Consider the following 21,576-nt stretch of genomic DNA (forward strand, 5'->3'; position numbering starts at 1 on the left):
AATGAACACACGAAAAGGTAGTCATGCTGAATTTGTTTCAGCATCTGTTGAGACCCTGAAACGAGTTCAGGGTGATGGATTGATTTACTAATAATTCACGGCAAATAAAATGATGTAGTTTTTTTTCATAGAAATGCCTTCGACTGCGCTCAGGCTGACAAAGTATCCTCATTTCGAAGAAATGAAATGACTAAGAAATCTGTTTTCAAATTTGATAGCGTCCTCAGTTTCGACTTCGGGACCCGTAGGCGAAAGAAGCGTTAAAAAAAAATTGCTGTTTGACCAAAGGGAGTCCAATTCTTTTAGCTTCCGAGCCGTAAGGGGTGAACAAGAAAATGAAGACTAGATTTTTTGTTTCTTTTTCAGCAACGGAAAAAGAAAAGAAGGTAATTGAAGATCAACTATGAGATTGCGTCACTGCGTTCGCAATGACCGGAAAAACAATGGGCAGAAGAAGAGATTTCTCCCTGCGGTCGAAATGACATCGTGATTTGAGTGTCATACTTAAGCTCTTTCAGCATCACAACATTAGACCCTGAAACAAGTTCAGGGTGACGAATATTTTAAGAATGAAAATCATCATTTTCAAAAGCAGTTCCAATCACCACCAGATCGGCTCCCGCATCATAGGCTAACTGAAGTTGCTGTATGCTGCGAACACCACCACCCACAATAACCGGAATATCCAATGCTGTTTTTACCGCCTGAATTATTTCAGAAGAAATTGAAAATTTCGCACCGCTTCCCGCTTCCAGATAAATAAGCTTTTTTCCTGAATACTGGCCAGCAAGTGCCGTATTTACAATTTGTTGAATATTATTTTGAGCTAACGGGATCGTATTGCTTACTTTCTGAACCGACGTTTCCTTTCCACCATCAATCAAAATATAACCTGTTGGGATGATCTCAAGATTGGTATTCCTTATCTTTTCTACAGAGCGTACCTGTTGCTCTATTAAAAATTCAGGATTTCTTCCGGAGATAAGGCTCAAAAATAGCAGAGCATCTGCATGAGAAGATATCTGACTGTGATCTCCCGGAAAAAGTATAATTGGTAATCCGCAATAATTTTTAACGATACTTACCACTTCACAAGTTCTGCCTTTTTCTACCGTACTACCGCCCACAAAAATATGCGTCGCATTTTCTGGCAATTTCTGAATGAATTGAGAAGCTTTAGTATCATCAAACTTATCGGGATCTATTAATACCGCCAGCATTTTTCGATTTTCATAAGCTGCCTGCTGAATCTCCTCCAGATAACTTTGAACTTCGATCATCAGGCTTTCGACTTAGAATTGGAAGGCTTAACATATACGCAGGTGAAATTCTCAAATTCCAGAAAATTTACATCAAACCAGTCATCGATTCCATTATAGCGAACATGAGTGGTTGTTATAAAATCATCGAAGTCAAAATCGGTTACATTAATATGTTGCAGAAAACCAACTCCGGGTTGAGCGATTAGTTTATAAACCGATTCTTTGGCACCCCACACAATGGTCAATTTTCGAATTAAAGCTTCCTCATTGGCCAGGGTATGATATTCGTCCAGCGGCGTAAATTTATGGGCAATTTTCAGGATCTTGTTTCGCTGTTTTTCGATATCAATTCCTACATCCTTATCACTGATAATAATCGCAGTAAAATTGAAAGAATGAGTTATGGATATATACTTATCATCTTTTAAATGCGGTTTCCCATCATCTCCATAATAAAGATCGTGATCTACATATCCTGCTTTAGCCATTAAATGCCTGATACTCATAAATCCACGACGATGAATTTCAGATTTCATCCCATCAACTCTTTTCTGGCAATGCTCGGTTAATTCAATTCCATCAGAGAGCCATTCAAAAGATTCTTCCACCTTCCAAATGAAGACTTTAGTATGTTCGTCAACTGTTATAGTTTTATAAAGAGGCATAAAATTTCTAAGCTTTTCCTTATTTTTGCAGTCACAAAAATTGCTAATATTCAAATATAATAATATGTCGACTAAAACAGTACCGTATACCGCTTATAAAGTAAAAGATATTGAGCTTGCTGAATACGGACGCCGGGAAATAGAACTTGCCGAAGCTGAAATGCCAGGTTTGATGGCACTTCGTAAAGAATATGGAGCATCTAAGCCTTTAAAAGGAGCGAGAATTGCGGGATGTTTGCATATGACAATTCAAACTGCGGTTCTTATTGAAACTCTTGTAGAGCTTGGAGCAAATGTTACCTGGAGTTCATGTAACATTTTTTCTACTCAAGATCATGCTGCTGCTGCTATTGCTGCTGCCGGAATTCCGGTTTACGCATGGAAAGGACTTACTGAAGAGGAATTTAACTGGTGTATCGAGCAAACACTTTTCTTCGGAGAAGATCGTAAGCCATTGAATATGATCCTTGATGATGGTGGGGATCTTACCAATATGGTGCTGGATGAATATCCAGAACTTGCTGAAGGCATCAAAGGACTTTCTGAAGAGACTACCACTGGAGTTCACAGATTGTATGAGCGCATGAAAAAAGGAACACTTCCTATGCCTGCCATCAATGTAAACGACTCGGTTACTAAATCGAAATTTGACAATAAGTACGGATGTCGTGAAAGCGCAGTAGATGCGATTCGTCGTGCTACCGATGTGATGCTTGCTGGTAAACGTGTGGTTGTTTGTGGTTATGGTGATGTTGGTAAAGGAACTGCACAATCTTTTAAAGGTGCTGGTTCTATTGTAACCGTTACTGAAATTGACCCTATTTGTGCATTACAGGCGGCGATGGATGGTTTTGAAGTGAAGCAACTTGAAACGGTGCTTCCTAAAGCAGATATCGTGATCACAACTACCGGAAATAAGGATATTGTTCGTCCAGAGCATTTTGAAGCGATGAAAGATAAGACGATCGTGGCCAATATTGGTCATTTTGACAATGAGATCGCTGTTTCCTGGTTAAATGAAAAGCACGGAGATTCTAAAGTAGAGATCAAACCTCAAGTAGATAAGTATACCATCAATGGGAAGGACATTATTCTTCTTGCTGAAGGTCGTTTAGTAAACCTTGGTTGTGCTACAGGTCACCCAAGTTTTGTAATGAGTAACTCATTTACAAACCAGACGCTGGCACAAATAGAACTTTGGAAAAATACCGATGAATATAAAAATGAAGTTTATATGCTTCCGAAGCATTTAGATGAAAAAGTAGCAAAACTTCACCTGGAAAGAATCGGTGTGGAGCTTACAGAGCTTAAACAAGACCAGGCTGAATATATCGGGGTAACGGTTGAAGGGCCTTACAAACCTGAATATTACAGATACTAAAAATAGATCTAAGACTTTAGATTTGAGATATTAGAAATAGCCCCGCATTTTGCGGGGCTATTTTATGTCTTTTTAATTCCTACCGAATCATAGACCACCACTTTTTTCCAAAGATGTTCAGACTCTTCAATGAATTTGAGATGGGCATCCTCCTTTTGATATAGATCCTGCTCTTCTTTAGATGAAAAACTTAAGATAAGCGAATAAGTAAAACTTCCATCAACTACTCCCCTGGGTGTGCCGGCAGGCACACCAATAAATTTAGTTTTGGCATATTTACTCACAGATAAGAACTTCCTCAAAGATTGCTCAAAAGCTGTGCGATCTTCAACTTTATCGGGATTATTTAACCAGAAATAAACTACATGTGTAAAGCTAGGATCAAGTTTCTTATCCATTTTTTGGGCGGTAAGACTTTGGCAGCTAATAATGATTATTACTGCGAGCAACAAGTTTCTAATTTTCATGATATTATAATTTAACTCCTATAAATATATGCAGCATTAAGTTGAAATTAAAATTTAACCCGAGAAAGAAACCATGAGCTTTAACATAAAAATCCTAAGCCATTTGTTTAAAATTACCAGGGTCAATTAGGCTCTATCCATATTTATTTAAATGAATGTAAATTGAAAGTATAATTTTCAAAAACCGGAAAGGTGAAAAAAGCCCCACATTTTGCGCGGGGCTTTTTATTTAGGCTAGTTATAGATACAAACCTTATTCAGCTTTTACCAGTTGACCTACCTGCTCCCATTCCGGATCTATATTCATGCTTACGCTTATATGAATATCTGTATCGTTTAAATTAACAGCAGTAGACGGGATTAAATTAGAACTAAGTTCATTCGGGGTTAGCTTATACATGGCTCCGGTAATAGGGTCGACCACAAGACCTATTAAACCTCCAAAAATCACATTTCCAATATACCACTCATTGAATTTTTTGGAGAGTGTAGTTTCATAAGTCTGGTAACCTTCCATTTTGATAAGCACCTGATATTTCTGATTTCGTTTAAGTTTCTTCTCCACAGGTGTTTTCCCAATCGGAATTTCATTAATGTAAACGGTAGCAGCCTTAGGTTCAGAATTAAATTTTACGGTTTGTTTGGAACCCGATACAATAGTGGCACAACTTTGAAGAACTAAGAAAGCTGCCAATGGAAGGATTTTAAATAGATTTTTCATTAGTAATTAAAATTAGGTTAGTTAATCAAGAGTTAATTGGTGTTGTGGTAGTGTCGTTACATTTCCGCTATAACGATATAAATCTAAATTTAGCCGGTAGCAACTGCTCCAGATATCTGGATTCTTTTTCTCCACCACTTTTACAATATTGGCTCCATTTTCTCTGGCACTAATCCGGGCTTGATTCATAATACTGTTGAAACTACAATCGGTAGAAAATCCTGAATCCTGAAACTTTAAACTTCCAATTTTTATCAGGCCATTTGGAAGTTGATGCTCCATATCTAATAACGCAACTTTCTCTTCAGAAGATAATTTAGGTTGTGAGTTGGTAAGATTAGATTTGATTTTGGGACTACAACTTACCAGCCCCAAAAGCAGTAAAATAAATAGTTTTTTCATTTCATAAATAATGTCTTATACTCCTACTCATAAGGCTTTTCGGTTACGCCCCGTTTAAAATGGTCACTGGACTCCAAAGACGAATTTATATCAAAAAAGCTTTCGTTTTACACGCAACAGTTAATTTTTTTGATTGCTCTTAAAGTATCATAAACTAATAAAATGACGTCATTCTGAACTTGTTTCAGAATCTCATAATATTAAAGATCACTACAGCAAATAAGACCCTGAAATTGAAGATTCGACGGAGTGAAAAAAGTTCAGGGTGACGGGATAATTATTAGAGAAAAACCGGATAGACATTAATTCTATTTTTCATTTTAAAGAGTCATTTTTAAAAGCCGAAGGATGATTTTTTTTATCTTAGTTAAGTACATCAAAAAATTAGACATGCTTAAAAAAATAATACTACCGGTTTTCATCGCTCTGAGCCTTATAGGCTGCAAAAATGAAAATTCAGAATCTTCAAAAGAAAATGATACAGCTAAGGTGAGCGCTAAATTCGACGCTATTCTCAATAATTATTATGAAGATGGTTTAAAGCTGAATCCAATTTCAGCAACCACGTCTGGTGACATGCGTTATAACGATCAATTCCCGAATTTTCTTTCTGAGGAATATGAAGATAGCTTAAGGAGTTATTATACCGAATACAGGGAGAAAGCAAATTCTATAAATGATGAAGATCTTAGTGAGACCGAAAAAATGAGCAAAGAAATTCTGCTTTGGGAATGTGACATAAACCTTGCTTCTATGGAATTTAAAAAATCTAAATACATGCCTATAGACCAGATGTGGTCTGTAAACCTGTTTATGGGTCAGTTAGCAAGTGGTGTTGGAGCACAACCATTTAAAACTGTGGAAGATTATGAAAACTGGCTAAAACGTGTGGATGGTTTTCTTACCTGGATGAATTCTGCTGAAGAGAATATGCGAGAAGGAATGGAACAGGGTTATGTTTTACCCGCTTCCCTCATTCAAAAAGTAATTCCGCAAATGAAATCTATGACCAGTTCTAATGTTGAAGATCACTTATTCTACGGACCTGTAAATAATTTTCCTGATAATTTTTCCGAAGAAGAAAAAGAAAGACTTACTGAAAGTTACAAGAAAATGGTTCAGGAAAAAGTGATTCCTGCCTATAAAAAAATGCATTCCTTTATGAAAGATGAATATCTTCCTAAAGGTCGTGAGTCTAGCGGAATTGCTGACATTCCTGATGGTGAGAAATATTATAGACACCAGATAAAGCTATACACCACGACCAATATGACTGCAGAAGAAATTCATCAGCTTGGGCTGGATGAAGTAGCGCGAATTTCAAAAGAAATGGAAAAATTAAAAGAAGAAGTTGGTTTTGAGGGCGATCTTAAATCATTTTTCAATCATGTTCGGGAGAATAAAGAGATGATGCCGTTTACAAAGCCTGAAGAGGTGATCGCGAATTTTGAAGAGATCCACGAGACTATGAAACCAAATATTGACAAATTGTTTAGTGTGACTCCAGAAACAGATTTTGAAGTTAGAAGAACTGAAGAGTTTCGTGAAAAATCTGCAAGTGCCGAATATAACCCGGGATCTTTAGACGGTACCAGGCCGGGAATTTTTTATGTTCCTATCCCGGAGGCATCGAGCTACAATATTTACAGTGATGAGTCTTTATTTTTGCATGAAGCGATTCCCGGGCACCACTACCAGGTTTCTTTAACTCAGGAAAATGAAGAACTGCCAGATTTCAGAAAAACCCTTTGGTATAGCGGTTATGGTGAAGGCTGGGCTTTATATTCTGAATCTTTAGGAAAGGCATTGGGACTTTATACAGATCCTTACCAGTATTTTGGTACGTTGGGAGCTGAAATGCATCGTGCTGTTCGTCTGGTAGTAGACACCGGTTTGCATAGCAAAGGCTGGACACGTGAGGAAGCCATTCAATATTCTTTGGAGAACGAGGCAGAACCTGAGGCTAGTGTGATCTCAGAAATTGAAAGATATATGGCTAATCCCGGGCAGGCGTTATCTTATAAAATAGGCCAGTTGAAAATTCAGGAGTTAAGAGAAAAAGCAAAATCTGAATTGGGCGACAAATTTGATATCAGGGAATATCATAAAGAAGTTCTTGAAACCGGTTGTGTTCCATTGCAATTATTGGAAAGTAAAATTGATAACTGGATTGCTGAAGCTAAATAAATTTTAAAAATATAGTAGAAAGTCCGCTTGAAACTTTAACCGTCAAGCTGAACTTGTTTCAGCTTCTTGAGATCCTGAAACAAGTTCAGGATGACAGTATTCGAAAATTTCATACACGCTTTCTATTTATAATATGGTATTCCCTTACCAAGAATAAAATCACGTTCAATCAATTTCATATTTCCGATATTTTGCAACTTAACCACTCCCTCACTTCCACGTGGAGGATCTTCCATATGATGACCAGTCAGTAAAGGATCATCATCAAAAAAATAGGCCGATAAATAATAGTACTTTCCATCAGGTTCGAGAATAAACGGATGGATATGCGCCGGATTTCTACCATCGGGATAACTTCCCGGTACCTGCGTATAAAAAGTATAACGCCCGTTTTTGTCAGTTTTTATCCAGCCTCGAATATAGCCATGTCTTTTAGCCCAACTCTCCTCTTTTCCAGTAGTGGGATAGATTCCTTCGGCATTGGTATGATGAATATAAAGCACAACATTTTCAGCAGGAGTTTTGCCATCACCTTTATATACAGTGCCGGTAATTTTCAGTTTATTTTCTGCGGAAGCAAATTCAGGAAGTGTATCTACAGCATTAAGATCTTCATCTCCATATTCCAGCACAGCTTCGCAACCTTCACATGGCCCGCCAACCAATTGATATTTCTTTTCCTGAGATTGGGCGCAGGAAAAGAACAGGAAGGAGCAGCTCAAAATGATGATTCGAAAATTCATAAGAATTTATTTATTTAAAAATACTTAAAAATTGATTATCAGTCAATTAACCCGTATTTCTAAGCCTTTAAATTGATAACTGGTGAAATCAACAGGATTTTTGACCTTTTGATCAAAAACGTAAATATCATAACTTATAATTACCTGTTTTTAAGTAAATTAGAGTATAACCAAAAATCAAAATATTATGAAATTATTAAAATTTTTACCGCTTTTCGCACTACTGTTTATATACAGTTGTAATGATGCTGAAAAGAAAGAAACCGATGATATGGACGATATGGCAGAACAGGCTGAAATTCGTGATCCTGCAGAATCAAACAAGCAATGGATAGATTCCTGGAATAGCAATGATGTCGCTACCCTGGACAGCCTTACCTCTTCTTCTGCCGTACTATATATGGAGGGAGGGAGTATGAGTAGTGATAGCATCCGGGCGTGGTATAAAAATGCAGCCCCTATGATGAAAGCACTTAAAACACAGCCTGAAGCAAACTATTCCGGAAAGGATATTGCCTATGAGGCCGGGACTTATAGTTATCAGATCAAAGGAGATAGTTTGAATAACACCTATAATGGCGCTTATACTCTAATTTGGAAAAAAACTAATAATGACTGGAAATTGCAGGTGATGAATATCACCGATAAAGCATCAGATTCAACAGCTACTGAAATGGAAGAAGAATAAATATTAAACCTGAAATATTTATTAAAAAAGAAAGCTCGTTCAAAATGAAGGAGCTTTCTTTTTATATCTAATTCAATGAAGACTGAAAATTTCGCATCATCTTATAAATACATTTAAAAACGTATTTCCGTTTCTTCCTCGAAGGGCTTTTTTCAAACCGGAATTTAATAAATTTTCCACCCGGTTCATCATTTGAAAACTGATAATTTGTACCGTCAAGAACAAATCGTGTCTTTTCAGAAAAGATAAAATCAGATACATATTTCTTTACCAACCTGCGTTTACCGGAAGAGCCTTTCATATTGTTTGGTTTTTGGTTAGGAAACATTTAAGGTACGAAAAAATAAATTGTATCTAAACTTCAAAATCAAAGTCAATTTTTTATTATCTCTTATCTCCGAAATTTTCTCAAATTCGTAGCATCATCCATGAAGTTGGATAGTGTAACTTTAAGACCAATCAAAAAATTAAAATTTCAATTATAATTCCATGAAAAAATTCATCGATAAACTCGCTTATATCCATATTCAGGACAAAAAAATTCTTATGAGTTTGAGTAAGGGGAAATCTACCTGGTATATTCCCGGTGGAAAGAGGGATAAAGATGAATCTGACACAGAAGCTTTAGAGCGAGAGGTTGAAGAAGAACTTTCTGTAAACCTTATTTCAGAAAGCTTTATTAAATATGGAGTATTTGAAGCTCAGGCTCATGGCCATCCTGAAGGAACCGTGGTGCGTATGACGTGTTATACGGCTGATTATAAGGGTATGTTGAAAGCAGCTTCTGAAATTGCAAAACTGGAATTTTTCCCATATTCCAGAAAGTCTGAAAGTTCACCTGTAGATCATCTCATTTTTGACGACCTCAAAAAGAAAGGCCTGCTCTAGGTTTTCAGGCCTATTCCAAAATTACCAATTAGTTTTAACGCTCCTTCTACATCTTCAACCAAAATAATTTTATAATTTTGGAATATTTCCAATTAAAAGGATTTATTCCAATTTATGAGTATTACTAAATCTATAATTCATCTGGATCTGGATACTTTCTTTGTTTCCGCAGAACGAAGAGAGCATCCTGAATTAAATAAAAAACCCGTTATAGTTGGCGGACTCGGAGATCGTGGCGTAGTGGCTGCCTGTAGTTATGAAACCAGAAATTTTGGAGTACACTCCGGAATGCCCATGAAGGTAGCCCGGCAGTTATGTCCGGCGGCTACGGTTATTAAAGGAAATGCCTCGATCTACACTAAATTTTCTCATGAAGTGACTGAGGTGATACGTAGTAAGGTTCCTTCTTTTGAAAAAGCCAGCGTAGATGAGTTCTATGCAGATCTTACCGGGATGGATCGTTTTTTCGGGATCAACCAGTTTGCCAAAGAACTTCAGCAAAGTATTTTAAAAGAAACCAGGTTACCTATTTCATTCGGACTTTCCCAAAATAAAATAGTTTCCAAGATCGCTACCGGGGAAGGCAAACCCTATGCTCAAAAGATCATTGATCCGGGCACCGAAAAGAATTTTCTTGCTCCGCTTCCCGTAAATAAGATCCCTATGGTGGGCAATAAAACTTTTCAGAAATTACTAAATCTTGGAATACGAAGAATTGAGACTATACAAAAAATGCCTGTGGAAGTCCTGGAAAGTGTTCTGGGAAAAAACGGGCGTACCATATGGAAAAGAGCTCACGGGATCGATAATCCTCCGATTATCCCTTTCCACGAGCGAAAATCTATCTCGACAGAACGTACTTTTAACCGCGACACCATAGATATGGTTCGGTTGCATGCAACCCTGGTGGCGATGGCTGAAAGTCTTGCTTACCAGCTGAGACGAGGAAATAAGCTAACCTCGAACGTAAGTGTGAGGATACGATATTCAGACTTTCAGACCTATAGTAAACAGGCAAAAATTTCTTATACCAGCGCCGACCATATTCTTATCCCAAAAGTAGAAGAATTGTTCAAACAGCTTTACTCGAGGCGAATGCTTATAAGACTTATCGGTGTTCGTTTTAGCGGACTCGTAGGCGGGCATTATCAGATCAATCTTTTTGATGATTCTGAAGAGATGCTCAGTCTCTATAATTCGATGGATAAAATAAAAAAACGTTTTGGGGAGCATAGTGTGATGCGTGCCGTTAGCATGGATGTAAAAACGATCGGAAGAATGGGAAATCCGTTTAACGGTGAGCCTCCGGTGGTGCTTGCGCATAGAAAGCAATAAATAGACAGTAGATTTTAGACGTTAGACTTTAGATTCTGAGATTTTTCCCGATGATTGAGACACCAAAAATGAGAATGTCACGTCCTCAGTTTCGACTTCGGGACCCGTAGGTGAGGAAAGCGTAAAAAAAGAATTGCTGTTTGACCGGAGGGAGTTCAATTCTTTTAGCTTCCGAGCCGTAACGGGTGAACAAGAAAATGAAGACTAGATTTTTTGTTTCTCCTGAGCGAAGTCGAAGGATTCATCAATGGAAAAAGAAAAGATAGAGAGCCTACCCTCCAAGGTGGAAGTATCACTCTATAGATGCTGAAACAAGTTCAGCATGACAAAAAAGAAAAATGATAACTGATAATTATTGATTGATCGTTGTACTTAAACTGCCATACATACTATTCACTCCGCTACGGCACCATGCCTACAGTAGAACTGTGTGAATTGGCGAAAAAAAACGGAGTAAAACAGCTCGCAGTTACCGATATTAATAACACCTCAGCCTGCCTGGAATTTTTAAAAATAACCAGAAGAACCAATCTCAAAGCGCTTGTAGGAATAGATTTTAGAAACGGAGCAGATCAACAATATGTGGGAATTGCCAAGAACAATACAGGCTACCGGCAATTAAACGAACATCTTTCAAATTATATTCACACCCATAAAGAATTTCCTGCTCAAGCCCCTCCTCTGCCGGACTGTTTTATTATTTATTCATTAGAAAAAGTCATCAGTCAGAAAAAAAAAGATTTTCGGGAGAATGAGTTTATAGGAATTTCCACAGAAAGCCTTCGAAAATTAAAGTTTTCAGAATATCAAAAACTAAAAGATAAGCTGGTACTGCTACAGACGGTTTCCTTCAGAAATAAGAAAGATTATAATGCGCACCGATTGCTTCGAGCCATAGACAACAATACTTTGTTAAGCAAACTTCCTAAAAGCGAACAGGGTTTTTTTCATCATCAAATGATTCCGCCAGCAGATATTGAAAAAGAATTTGAAGATTTCCCGCATATTCTCGAAAACACTCAAAATTTGATGAATCTCTGTCAGGTGAATTTTGAATTTGGCCGTGACCAGAATCGGAATTTAAAAATCGCAGGCAGAAGTGAACAGGAAGACGAAAAAAAGCTTGTTGAGTTATGTTATAAAAAACTACCTGAAAGGTATCCGGAAAAAGAAGAGAAGGTTTATGCCCGGGTAGAAAAAGAGCTGGGAGTCATTATAAGACTCGGTTTTGTTTCTTATTTTCTTATAAACCTCGACATTGTAAGTTATGCCCGCTCCCAAAATTATCCTTTTATAGGCCGTGGCAGCGGGGCAAATTCCATCGTGGCTTATATTCTTGGAATCACCAATGTGGATCCTATAGAACTGGATCTCTATTTTGAACGTTTTATAAACCCCAACCGAAGCTCACCACCAGATTTTGATATCGATTTTTCATGGAAAGACCGAAATGATGTAACTCGCTACATTTTTGAACAATATGAGCATACCGCCCTTATGGGTACGTATGTTACTTTTAAGCGTAGAGCTGTGGCAAGGGAATTAGGAAAAGTATTCGGGCTCCCCAAAGAAAATATAGATAAACTCTCACAGGGATTTTTTAATTATAAAGAACTGGATCACCTGGAAAAGCTGGTTCTAAGATACAGCAGGTTAATTGATGGTTTTCCAAATTATCTAAGTGTGCATTCCGGAGGAATCATGATTTTAAATGATTCTGTTTATAATTATGCAGGGACATTTCTTCCTCCAAAAGGTTTTAGAACTATACAGATAGACATGAATATCGCGGAAGATGTCGGTATTCATAAATTTGATATTCTAGCTCAACGCGGACTCTCCAAAATAACGGATGCTATTGAAATTATCAATCAAAATCAACCGACTGCTAAAATCAAAGATATTGAGGATATAAAGGTTTTTAAGGAAGATTCGGCGATCAATGATCTTTTGAAAACTGGTGATTGTATGGGCGTTTTCTATGTAGAATCTCCTGCCATGCGCGGGCTACTCACCAAACTACAAACTGACAATTATATGAATCTGGTTGCGGCAAGCTCAGTGATAAGACCGGGAATTTCCAGTGCCGGAATGAAAGAAGAATTTATTCGCCGGCACCGTGATCCTGAACGTAGAAAAGAAGCACATCCGGTAATGCTTAAAATTATGAAAGATACCTATGGTGTGATGGTGTACCAGGAAGATGTGATGAAGGTAGCCTTTGAATTCGCCGGACTGGATCTGGATGATGCCGATGTACTTCGGCGCGGAATGAGTGGCAAGAAAACTTCTAAAGGGCAGATGGAAAAGATTGAAGAGACTTTTCGTGAGAATTGTAAAGAGCGTGGCTACAGTGTTCAGTTGACCAACGAAGTCTGGGAACAAATCTCATCTTTTGCCGGTTATGCCTTCCCGAAAGGTCATTCTGCTTCTTATGCGGTGGAAAGCTATCAGAGTTTATATCTTAAAAAATACTTCCCGCTGGAATTTATGGTAGCGGCAATAAATAACGGTGGCGGATTTTATGATCTGCAAACCTATATTCAGGAAATAAGAAAGTGCGGAGGTGAAATTCACGCTCCCTGTATTAACGAAAGTGATCATCCCAATACAATTCATAATAAAGATGTTTACCTGGGACTGGGGTATGTTAAGGAACTGGAAGATAAGACTATCATACAAATTCTTGAAAACAGGCAGTTTTTTGGTCCTTTTAAATCTTTAGATGACTTTATAGATCGTGTAAATATTTCTATTGAACAGATAAGCCTGTTGCTCAAAGTCAATGCTTTCAGATTTACTAAATTTGACAAACATCATCTATTATGGAAAGCTTATTTCAAACTTCAGCATAATAAACCCAAAAGCAATCAGCCATTACTTTTCAAGTCAAAACACAGGGATTTTGAACTTCCGGAATTTGAATATTCAAAACTAATAGAAGCCTATGATCAAATGGAACTTCTCGGATTTCCGCTTTGTAGCCAGTTTGATTTGTTGCAAGAACCGCTAAAAAATTCTGTGGAAGCAAAAAATCTTAAAAATTATATTGGCAAGGAGGTTGAAATTTACGGTAACCTTGTAAACTCGAAAAAAACCGGTACCTCTAACGGGAAGTACATGTATTTTGGAACTTTCTATGACATAGAAGGAAATATTTTCGATATTGTACTTTTCCCTGCTGTCGCAGAAAAATACTCTCACATCCATAAAGGTATCTATCTATGTTATGGAACTGTAACTGAAGATCTAGGGTTCATTTCTATTAATGCAAAATGGATTTCCAGACAGGCAATTCAGACAGATCCTAGATTAGTGGATTCGGGTTTTAAAGTGAAAATCGCTAATTAGAAAACAATTATAATTACCATTACTCTAAAACAGTTTCGGGGTTTTATTATGTATTAAAATGAGATGCTGAAACTTCCCAGGCTTCTAGAATTAAAACACACACTTCGACTGCGCTCAGTGTACAGTACATATGTGTCTCCCAGAGAAAAATAGTAAGACAGAAGAATCATATTCCAAAGAGATTTCTCCATGCGGTCGAAATGACAAAACGAAAAGATCATCGTATTGAAATCATTTTAGAAGCTGTTGAGATCCTAAGATAAAATCAGAATGACAAATTGATTTCTCAATAATTCAAGGCAAATAAAATGATGTAGTTTTTTTTCATAGAAATGCCTTCGACTGCGCTCAGGCTGACAAAGTATCCTCATTTCGAAGAAATGAAATGACTAAGAAATCTGTTTTCAAATTTGATAGCGTCCTCAGTTTCGACTTCGGGACCCGTAGGCGAAAGAAGCGTTAAAAAAGAATTGCTGTTTGACCAAAGGGAGTTCAATTCTTTTAGCTTCCGAGCCGTAAGGGGTGAACAAGAAAATGAAGACTAGATTTTTTGTTTCTTTTTCAGCAATGGAAAAAGAAAAGAAGGTAATTGAAGATCAACTATGAGATTGCGTCACTGCGTTCGCAATGACCGGAAAAACAATGAGCAGAAGAAGAGATTTCTCCCTGCGGTCGAAATGAACACACGAAAAGGTCGTCATGCTGAATTTGTTTCAGCATCTGTTGAGACCCTGAAACGAGTTCAGAGTGACGAATTGATTTCTCAATAATTCACGGTAAATAGAATGATGTAGTTTTTTTTCATAGAAATGCCTTCGACTGCGCTCAGGCTGACAAAGTACGCTAGAAGATTAATGTACTTCGTATTTCTTAGCAATTGCATCTACACAATTAATCCCATCGATGGCGGCGGAAATAATCCCTCCGGCATAACCTGCTCCCTCTCCACATGGATAAAGGCCCTTTACTTCTAGATGCTCTAAGGTAATGGGATCCCGGGGAATCAAGACAGGTGAGGAAGTTCTGCTTTCCGGTGCGTGCAATACGGCATCATTGGTATAATAGCCTTTCAGTTTTCGTCCGAATTTTACCAGAGCTTTCCGCAATCGGCGTGCTATAAGATCTGGAAGAACCTTATGGAGATCTACACTTACGATACCAGGCTGATAAGAAGTTTTTGGAAAATCTTTCGAAATTTTACCTTTCACAAAATCTTTCATTCGTTGTGCCGGAACTTGTTGCGTTTTGCCCGCAGCTTCCCAGCAATTCTTTTCAACTAATTTTTGAAAATCGAGACATACAAAAGGATCATTCGGTTTAAAACCTGGAAGATCTGATGGTTCTATACTCACCACAATTCCCGAATTAGAATATGGATTATTGCGTTTACTTGGGCTCCAGCCATTAGTCACCACCTCCTCCTGCTCCGTGGCACAAGGCGCGATAATCCCGCCGGGACACATACAAAATGAATAAACTCCCATTCCCTCCACTTGCTCTACCAAACTATACGAGGCGGGCGGCAAATATGGATTCTCATCGTCACCATGATATTGAATATGATCTATCAATTTCTGCTGATGCTCTATTCGCACCCCCAAAGCAAAAGGCTTAGCTTCAAGCTTGATATTTTTTTCGTGCAGCAGATAGAATATATCCCTCGCCGAATGTCCTGTTGCCAGAATTACATCATCGAAAGAATGCCATTTTTCAGCATTGATCTCAATCGCCTCAATATGGTCTCCGTTTAATTTGAGATTGGTAAGTTTAGAGTTAAAATGCACCTCTCCTCCTGCCTCGATCACTGCTTCACGCATGGCGGTAATGATCTTTGGTAATTTATTGGTTCCAATATGGGGATGGGCATCCACTAGAATATCAGGATCGGCACCAAATTCTACAAACCACTCCAAAGCTTTCAAAACGTTGCCCCGTTTTTTAGATCGGGTATATAATTTCCCGTCTGAATATGTTCCGGCACCACCTTCTCCAAAACAATAATTTGATTCTGGATTTACAATTTGTTCTTTATTGATCTTCGCAAGATCGCGTCTTCTAGACTTTACATCTTTTCCTCTTTCAAAAACTATCGGTTTCAACCCAGCTTCAACCGCACGTAATGCCGCGTATAAACCAGCTGGACCTGCACCAATAATAGCAATTTCTTTAGCTTTAGAAACTTCTCCAGGTACGTAAGGCGGAATCTTAACTTTTTCTTCCTCATTTCTCCAAATTTCTATTTGAAGATTAAGTCTTACAGGTTTTTTACGTGCATCTATAGAACGTTTTCTAATTCGCCAATCTCCGATATCATCTTTCCGAAGATTTGATTTCTGAATCGCTCTATTCAATAATAAGTGATGATCATCCTGTTCATGTGGCAATGCCGTAATTTGTACCAAAGTGCTCATAGGGCGTAAAGATAGTATGTATTTTTTCTAAATATTAAATTTAAACGCTTTCAGAAAACTCAATCTTCCCTTATCTATTTCCTATAATGATATATTTGTAAAAAAAAGCATGTCTTTAAAAAAGCTATTAGAAGAAAAGGGATATCACCGTATAAAACTCAAATACACTAAAACTAATCACCTTGAGTTAGTTGCAAAAATTAACGATATAGAAGGTAATTTTATTCTTGACACTGGCGCATCCAGTACCTGCGTGGGTATTGAAGCCGTTGAGCATTTTGACTTACTTCCAGAAGATAGTGATATAAAAGCGGCAGGAGCCGGGGCTACCAATATGCTTACCCAGATCTCTCAGAAGAACCGTATAGATATTAAAAGCTGGAAAAAGAAAAAAATAGATCTTGTCCTTTTTGACCTGAAGCATGTGAATGAAGCTCTTATAAATCATAAGGCTGAAAAAGTACACGGAATTATTGGAGCAGATATTCTTAAGAAAGGGAAAGCCGTAATTGATTATAAAAACAAGGCTTTATATTTAAAATAAGGGAAAAACCCCCTTTGACTCAAGCTCTATAAAAAAGTAAATTTGAGATGTTACAATTAATCTCATAACGTTATCAAAGCAAAAGTCCTTTCACAATTCTTATACCTGGTACTAGCCTTTTTTATTTTGGGAGTACTAGCTTTGAACGTTACTTGTTTGTTGATTTTGTTTTAGTTTTTGTTAGAATAAAAAAGGGTCTGCTTTCACAGACCCTTTTTTAATTATTGTTATTGAAAACTATAGTTCCAACGATCTTTTCACATCATTATCCATCAATAATTCTTCAGGATTTTCCAGTGCTTCTTTAATAGCTACAAGAAATCCAACAGACTCTTTTCCGTCGATAATTCTGTGATCATAAGACAATGCAACATACATGATTGGTCTAATTTCTACATGACCATCTATTGCTACCGGTCTCTCCACGATATTATGCATTCCAAGAATAGCACTCTGCGGAGGATTAATAATTGGAGTTGAAAGCATCGATCCAAATACACCTCCATTGGTGATAGTGAAAGTACCTCCCGTCATTTCATCTACGGTGATCTTTCCATCACGTGCCTTTATCGCAAGACGTTTAACTTCTGATTCTACTCCTCGAAAACTTAAATTTTCAGCATTTCTAATTACCGGTACCGTTAAACCTTTAGGTCCTGAAACAGCGATACTAATATCTTTATAATCATAGCTTATCTGGTAATCTCCATCTATCATAGAGTTTACAGCAGGATACTCGTCTAAAGCACGAATTACGGCCAATGTAAAGAAAGACATAAAACCAAGGCTTACCCCGTGTTTATCTTTAAATTCTTCTTTGTATTTCTTTCTAAGTTCAAATATTGGAGACATATCTACTTCGTTAAAAGTAGTAAGCATCGCTGTATCATTCTTGGCACTTACCAAACGTTCAGCAAGTTTACGACGGAACATCGACATTTTTTTCTTCTCCTCGCCTCTTGTACCTGTTCCTGGAGTTCCCATAGAAGCTTTAGCTTCAACAGCGTCCTGCTTGGTAACACGGCCGTCCCGACCTGAACCTTTTACATCTTTGGAATCCATCCCTTTTTCATCAAGGATCTTCTTCGCTGCCGGAGAAGGACTTCCCGAAGCATACGTATCCTGTTTTTGATTTGGAGTGCTGGATTTTGAAGGAGTTTCAGTTTTAGCCTCTGCTTTATCGCTGTCTTTTTTATCTTCTTTCTTTTCCTGACGTTCCTTTTCCTCTTCTTCAGCAGATTTATCGTCTTCTTTAGCTTCTTTACCGTCTTTCTTATCTTCAGAATCATCACTTCCACCATCGCCACCTGGCTTTTCGGCTTCGGTATCAATTAGACACACTACTTCACCAACTTGTACCAAATCACCTTCTTCAGCCTTAAATGTGATAATTCCGCTTGCTTCCGCAGGAAGTTCAAGGGTAGCTTTATCACTATCAACTTCGGCAACTGCCTGATCTTTTTCAACGTAATCTCCGTCTTCTACCAGCCACTGGGCTATTTCAACTTCAGTGATGGATTCACCAGGTGAAGGAACTTTCATTTCTAAGGCCATGATTATTATCTATTTTGATTCCTGAAATTCAGGAAACTGATTCTTAATTATTTTCTTCTTCGTTTAAATTCTTATCAAAAACACTGTTGATCACACGTTCGTGACGTTTCTTGAAACGCACAGAACTACCGGCAGCAGGTGACCCGTAAAATTTACGACTGCAGACCCTGAATTTTCGTGCTTCTTCAAAATGTAATAGTAAGTGACTGTAAGCTCCCATATTACGTGGTTCTTCTTGCGCCCACACTACATCATCAGCATTTTTATATGTATCCATCAACTCTTTCATTTTTGAAATTGGTAATGGAAATAACTGTTCTATCCTAACAAGTGCCACATCTTCTCTTTCATTCTCTTCTCTATGTTTTAGAAGATCATAATAGAATTTACCTGTACAGAATACCAGTGTTTTTATCTTTTCAATATTAGCATCATGATCATCTATTACAGGCTGAAAACTTCCTGTAGCAAACTCCTCTTTGGTAGAGATCACTTTTGAATGTCTTAATAAACTTTTCGGGGTAAAGATGATCAAAGGCTTTCTAAACTTAGCCTTCATTTGTCTTCTTAGAATATGGAACATATTGGCAGGTGTAGAAACATCTGCTACATACATATTATCTTTAGCACAAAGTTGAAGAAAACGCTCCATTCTTCCTGAAGAGTGTTCTGCTCCCTGACCTTCGTAACCATGAGGCAATAACATCACCAGACCGTTTTGAAGTTTCCATTTATCTTCGGCCGCTGATATATATTGATCTATTACAATCTGAGCTCCATTCACAAAATCTCCGAACTGAGCTTCCCATATATTAAGCGTAGTTGGACTTGCCATGGAATATCCATAATCAAAACCAACAACTCCATATTCTGAAAGTGGAGAATTATAGATAAAGAAATCTCCGTCTCTTTCTTCTATGTTATTATGAAGAATGATCTCTTCTTCACTGTCTTCTACCTTTACTACCGCATGACGGTGTGAAAATGTACCCCTTTCACTATCCTGCCCGCTAATTCTAATATTATATCCTTCAGCCATCAAAGATCCATAAGCCAGATGTTCTGCCATAGACCAGTCTAACTTATTATCTTCAAAGTACATTTTTTTTCTGCCGTCTATGATCTTCTTAATCTTTCTCATAAACTTTTTCCCTTCCGGCAATTGAGAAACAGCTTCTGCAACTTTATCCAGCCTGTCAAGATCGAATGTGGTATCCACATCCTTCATCATTTCATCTTCCTGGGCACTTTCAAAGCCTTCCCACTCCTCTGCCATAAATGGCGTAATTCTGGTTGTTTCTTCTTTTCGGGAATCTTCCAGGTTTTCTTCCAGTGCCGCTTTATAAGTATCTTCTAATTCTTTTAGATATTCATCGTCTGCGACTCCTTGTTTTTTCAGCTTCTCAAAATAAATATCCCGAGCATTTTCATGCTTGGAGATAGCTTTATAAAGTTTAGGCTGAGTAAATCTTGGCTCGTCCCCTTCATTATGCCCGTATTTTCTGTAACCAAGAAGGTCAATGAATACGTCCCGCTTAAACTTCATCCTGAAATCCAATGCAAAAAGCATGGCATGTACCACAGCTTCAGCATCATCTGAATTTACATGAAGTACCGGGGAAAGGGTTACTTTCCCAACATCTGTACAATAGGTTGAACTTCTGGCATCCAGATAATTTGTTGTAAATCCAATCTGGTTATTTACTACAATATGAATGGTTCCACCGGTTTCATAACCTTCCAGCTGGGCCATTTGCACTATTTCATAAGCTATTCCCTGTCCGGCAATAGCTGCATCACCATGCACCAGGATTGGCAGTACTTTAGAATTATCACCCTTGTAACGACGATCCTGTTTCGCACGGGTAATCCCCTCTACTACCGCTCCTACCGTTTCCAGGTGAGAAGGGTTGGGAGCAATATTTATATTTATTCCTTTTCCACTATCGGTTTTTCGACAGGAAGTCCATCCCAGGTGATATTTTACGTCTCCATCAAAAATATCCTGTTCGTAATCTTTTCCGTCAAATTCACTAAAAATATCTTTAGCACTTTTTCCGAAGATATTCGTGAGGGTATTTAATCTTCCACGGTGGGCCATCCCCATCACAAATTCTTCCACACCAAATTCCGCTGCTTTCTCAATTATAGCATCAAGTCCGGGAATTAGGCTCTCTCCACCTTCCAGTGAAAAACGTTTTTGCCCAACATATTTGGTATGAAGAAAAGATTCAAAGGAAACTGCTTCGTTAAGTTTCTTTAGTATTTGTTTCTTCTGAGCATCGTCAAATTCTGGATGATTCTCATTAACGTTCAGCTTATCCTGTATCCACTGTAACTCTTCAGGCTTACGAATATACATATACTCGATCCCAATAGATTCACAGTAAATATTCTCAAGATGCCTAACGATTTCTTTTAAAGTAGTAGGCCCAATCCCAAGTATATCCCCGGCATTGAAAGTTGTTTGCAGGTCGCTTTCTTCAAGACCAAAGTTGGAAATCTCCAGCGTCGGCTCGTACTTCCTGCGTTCTCTTACAGGATTTGTTTTGGTAAACAAATGCCCTCGGGTTCTGTAACCGTCAATTAAGCGTATTACCTGAAATTCTTTAATTACGTGTGCTGGTATATCTCCTTCTGCAAAATCTACAGGAGCCTCTCCCAATACTTCTTCTGAAATGCCGTTTTCTTGCATTCCAAAGTCAAATCCCTGGAAAAAAGCCCTCCAACTGGGCTCCACACTATCAGGATGTTTTAGATATTGATCGTAAAGTTCTGCGAAATATGCAGTATGAGCAGCATTTAGAAATGAAAATCTATCCATAAAATTGAAACAAATGTTTCTTTTGTTTTAAAAACATTACAAAAATACAATTTTTAAAAAAAACAGCTTGTAGCCATTATGATAATTCTCTATTGGATTATAGGAATTTTAACACTGCTTAAAAATGAATAGGTTAACGGCTAAGATTTGGAA

16 protein-coding genes are annotated in these 21,576 nt (G+C 37.8%); 7 read left to right on the top strand and 9 right to left on the bottom strand.

The window, feature by feature from the left end; all coding sequences use genetic code 11:
* Positions 1-563 precede the first annotated feature (563 nt).
* Positions 564-1,280 carry a geranylgeranylglyceryl/heptaprenylglyceryl phosphate synthase gene (locus GFO_RS14430; protein ID WP_011710910.1) on the bottom strand — a complete coding sequence of 239 codons (717 nt, stop codon included), beginning with the start codon at positions 1,278-1,280 and terminating at the stop codon, positions 564-566.
* Positions 1,280-1,927 (bottom strand): 4'-phosphopantetheinyl transferase family protein, encoded by a 648-nt coding sequence (locus GFO_RS14435; RefSeq protein ID WP_041250152.1) that lies wholly within the window; start codon positions 1,925-1,927, stop codon positions 1,280-1,282. Before GFO_RS14435 ends, GFO_RS14430 begins: the two co-directional genes overlap by 1 nt.
* A 64-nt stretch (positions 1,928-1,991) precedes the next feature.
* Here GFO_RS14435 and ahcY point away from each other — a divergent pair, with 64 nt between their 5' ends.
* A complete protein-coding gene (gene ahcY / locus GFO_RS14440; protein ID WP_011710912.1) occupies positions 1,992-3,308 on the top strand; it encodes an adenosylhomocysteinase in 1,317 nt (438 codons plus the stop codon).
* A gap of 62 nt (positions 3,309-3,370) precedes the next feature.
* Here ahcY and GFO_RS14445 read toward each other — a convergent pair whose 3' ends face one another.
* The 3 genes from GFO_RS14445 to GFO_RS14455 all read right to left on the bottom strand — a co-directional run bounded on the left by GFO_RS14445 (position 3,371) and on the right by GFO_RS14455 (position 4,898).
* A complete protein-coding gene (locus GFO_RS14445) occupies positions 3,371-3,775 on the bottom strand; it encodes a Dabb family protein (RefSeq protein ID WP_011710913.1) in 405 nt (134 codons plus the stop codon).
* Between the two features lie 253 nt (positions 3,776-4,028).
* The gene (locus GFO_RS14450) at positions 4,029-4,496 is read right to left on the bottom strand and encodes a PEGA domain-containing protein (RefSeq protein WP_011710914.1); all 468 of its coding nucleotides are present in this window, start codon (positions 4,494-4,496) and stop codon (positions 4,029-4,031) included.
* Positions 4,497-4,517: 21 nt separating this feature from the next.
* The gene (locus GFO_RS14455; RefSeq protein ID WP_011710915.1) at positions 4,518-4,898 is read right to left on the bottom strand and encodes a hypothetical protein; all 381 of its coding nucleotides are present in this window, start codon (positions 4,896-4,898) and stop codon (positions 4,518-4,520) included.
* A 390-nt stretch (positions 4,899-5,288) separates the two neighbouring features.
* Here GFO_RS14455 and GFO_RS14460 point away from each other — a divergent pair, with 390 nt between their 5' ends.
* A complete protein-coding gene (locus GFO_RS14460; protein WP_041250401.1) occupies positions 5,289-7,085 on the top strand; it encodes a DUF885 domain-containing protein in 1,797 nt (598 codons plus the stop codon).
* 122 nt (positions 7,086-7,207) lie between these two features.
* Here GFO_RS14460 and GFO_RS14465 read toward each other — a convergent pair whose 3' ends face one another.
* The gene (locus GFO_RS14465) at positions 7,208-7,828 is read right to left on the bottom strand and encodes a peptidase associated/transthyretin-like domain-containing protein (RefSeq protein WP_011710917.1); all 621 of its coding nucleotides are present in this window, start codon (positions 7,826-7,828) and stop codon (positions 7,208-7,210) included.
* A gap of 187 nt (positions 7,829-8,015) precedes the next feature.
* On the opposite strand from GFO_RS14465, the gene GFO_RS14470 reads away from it, so the two are divergent.
* The 4 genes from GFO_RS14470 (at position 8,016) to GFO_RS14490 (ending at position 14,090) form a co-directional block, all read left to right on the top strand.
* Positions 8,016-8,516 carry a nuclear transport factor 2 family protein gene (locus tag GFO_RS14470; protein ID WP_011710918.1) on the top strand — a complete coding sequence of 167 codons (501 nt, stop codon included), beginning with the start codon at positions 8,016-8,018 and terminating at the stop codon, positions 8,514-8,516.
* Positions 8,517-9,005: 489 nt separating this feature from the next.
* A complete protein-coding gene (locus GFO_RS14480; protein ID WP_011710920.1) occupies positions 9,006-9,404 on the top strand; it encodes an NUDIX hydrolase in 399 nt (132 codons plus the stop codon).
* A gap of 114 nt (positions 9,405-9,518) precedes the next feature.
* Positions 9,519-10,739 (top strand): DNA polymerase IV, encoded by a 1,221-nt coding sequence (gene dinB / locus GFO_RS14485; protein ID WP_011710922.1) that lies wholly within the window; start codon positions 9,519-9,521, stop codon positions 10,737-10,739.
* Positions 10,740-11,105: 366 nt separating this feature from the next.
* Positions 11,106-14,090, top strand: a complete 2,985-nt coding sequence (locus tag GFO_RS14490) for a DNA polymerase III subunit alpha (protein ID WP_011710923.1) — start codon at positions 11,106-11,108, stop codon at positions 14,088-14,090.
* A gap of 851 nt (positions 14,091-14,941) precedes the next feature.
* On the opposite strand, the gene GFO_RS14495 is transcribed toward GFO_RS14490, so the two are convergent.
* On the bottom strand, positions 14,942-16,501 hold the full coding sequence (locus GFO_RS14495; protein WP_011710925.1) for an NAD(P)/FAD-dependent oxidoreductase: 1,560 nt from the start codon (positions 16,499-16,501) through the stop codon (positions 14,942-14,944).
* Positions 16,502-16,610: 109 nt separating this feature from the next.
* On the opposite strand from GFO_RS14495, the gene GFO_RS14500 reads away from it, so the two are divergent.
* Positions 16,611-17,045 carry a retropepsin-like aspartic protease gene (locus GFO_RS14500; RefSeq protein WP_011710926.1) on the top strand — a complete coding sequence of 145 codons (435 nt, stop codon included), beginning with the start codon at positions 16,611-16,613 and terminating at the stop codon, positions 17,043-17,045.
* Positions 17,046-17,282: 237 nt separating this feature from the next.
* Here GFO_RS14500 and odhB read toward each other — a convergent pair whose 3' ends face one another.
* Both odhB and GFO_RS14510 read right to left on the bottom strand, forming a co-directional pair.
* Complete coding sequence (gene odhB, locus GFO_RS14505) at positions 17,283-18,599, bottom strand: 2-oxoglutarate dehydrogenase complex dihydrolipoyllysine-residue succinyltransferase (protein ID WP_011710927.1); 1,317 nt, start codon at positions 18,597-18,599, stop codon at positions 17,283-17,285.
* A 43-nt stretch (positions 18,600-18,642) separates the two neighbouring features.
* Positions 18,643-21,423, bottom strand: coding sequence for a 2-oxoglutarate dehydrogenase E1 component (locus tag GFO_RS14510; protein ID WP_011710928.1), 2,781 nt, complete (start codon positions 21,421-21,423; stop codon positions 18,643-18,645).
* Between the last annotated feature and the right edge of the window lie 153 nt (positions 21,424-21,576).

Origin of the sequence: Christiangramia forsetii KT0803 (genome assembly GCF_000060345.1) — a bacterium.
Classification (GTDB): Bacteria; Bacteroidota; Bacteroidia; order Flavobacteriales; family Flavobacteriaceae; genus Christiangramia; species Christiangramia forsetii.

Coding starts and splice junctions, on each gene's coding strand:
- GFO_RS14445 (WP_011710913.1), bottom strand. CDS start 3,775: ATGAAAATTAGAAACTTGTTGCTCGCAGTAATAATCATTATTAGCTGC.
- GFO_RS14500 (WP_011710926.1), top strand. CDS start 16,611: ATGTCTTTAAAAAAGCTATTAGAAGAAAAGGGATATCACCGTATAAAA.
- GFO_RS14435 (WP_041250152.1), bottom strand. CDS start 1,927: ATGCCTCTTTATAAAACTATAACAGTTGACGAACATACTAAAGTCTTC.
- GFO_RS14465 (WP_011710917.1), bottom strand. CDS start 7,828: ATGAATTTTCGAATCATCATTTTGAGCTGCTCCTTCCTGTTCTTTTCC.
- GFO_RS14480 (WP_011710920.1), top strand. CDS start 9,006: ATGAAAAAATTCATCGATAAACTCGCTTATATCCATATTCAGGACAAA.
- GFO_RS14450 (WP_011710914.1), bottom strand. CDS start 4,496: ATGAAAAATCTATTTAAAATCCTTCCATTGGCAGCTTTCTTAGTTCTT.
- GFO_RS14495 (WP_011710925.1), bottom strand. CDS start 16,501: ATGAGCACTTTGGTACAAATTACGGCATTGCCACATGAACAGGATGAT.
- GFO_RS14460 (WP_041250401.1), top strand. CDS start 5,289: ATGCTTAAAAAAATAATACTACCGGTTTTCATCGCTCTGAGCCTTATA.
- GFO_RS14455 (WP_011710915.1), bottom strand. CDS start 4,898: ATGAAAAAACTATTTATTTTACTGCTTTTGGGGCTGGTAAGTTGTAGT.
- GFO_RS14430 (WP_011710910.1), bottom strand. CDS start 1,280: ATGATCGAAGTTCAAAGTTATCTGGAGGAGATTCAGCAGGCAGCTTAT.
- ahcY (WP_011710912.1), top strand. CDS start 1,992: ATGTCGACTAAAACAGTACCGTATACCGCTTATAAAGTAAAAGATATT.
- GFO_RS14470 (WP_011710918.1), top strand. CDS start 8,016: ATGAAATTATTAAAATTTTTACCGCTTTTCGCACTACTGTTTATATAC.
- odhB (WP_011710927.1), bottom strand. CDS start 18,599: ATGGCCTTAGAAATGAAAGTTCCTTCACCTGGTGAATCCATCACTGAA.
- GFO_RS14510 (WP_011710928.1), bottom strand. CDS start 21,423: ATGGATAGATTTTCATTTCTAAATGCTGCTCATACTGCATATTTCGCA.
- dinB (WP_011710922.1), top strand. CDS start 9,519: ATGAGTATTACTAAATCTATAATTCATCTGGATCTGGATACTTTCTTT.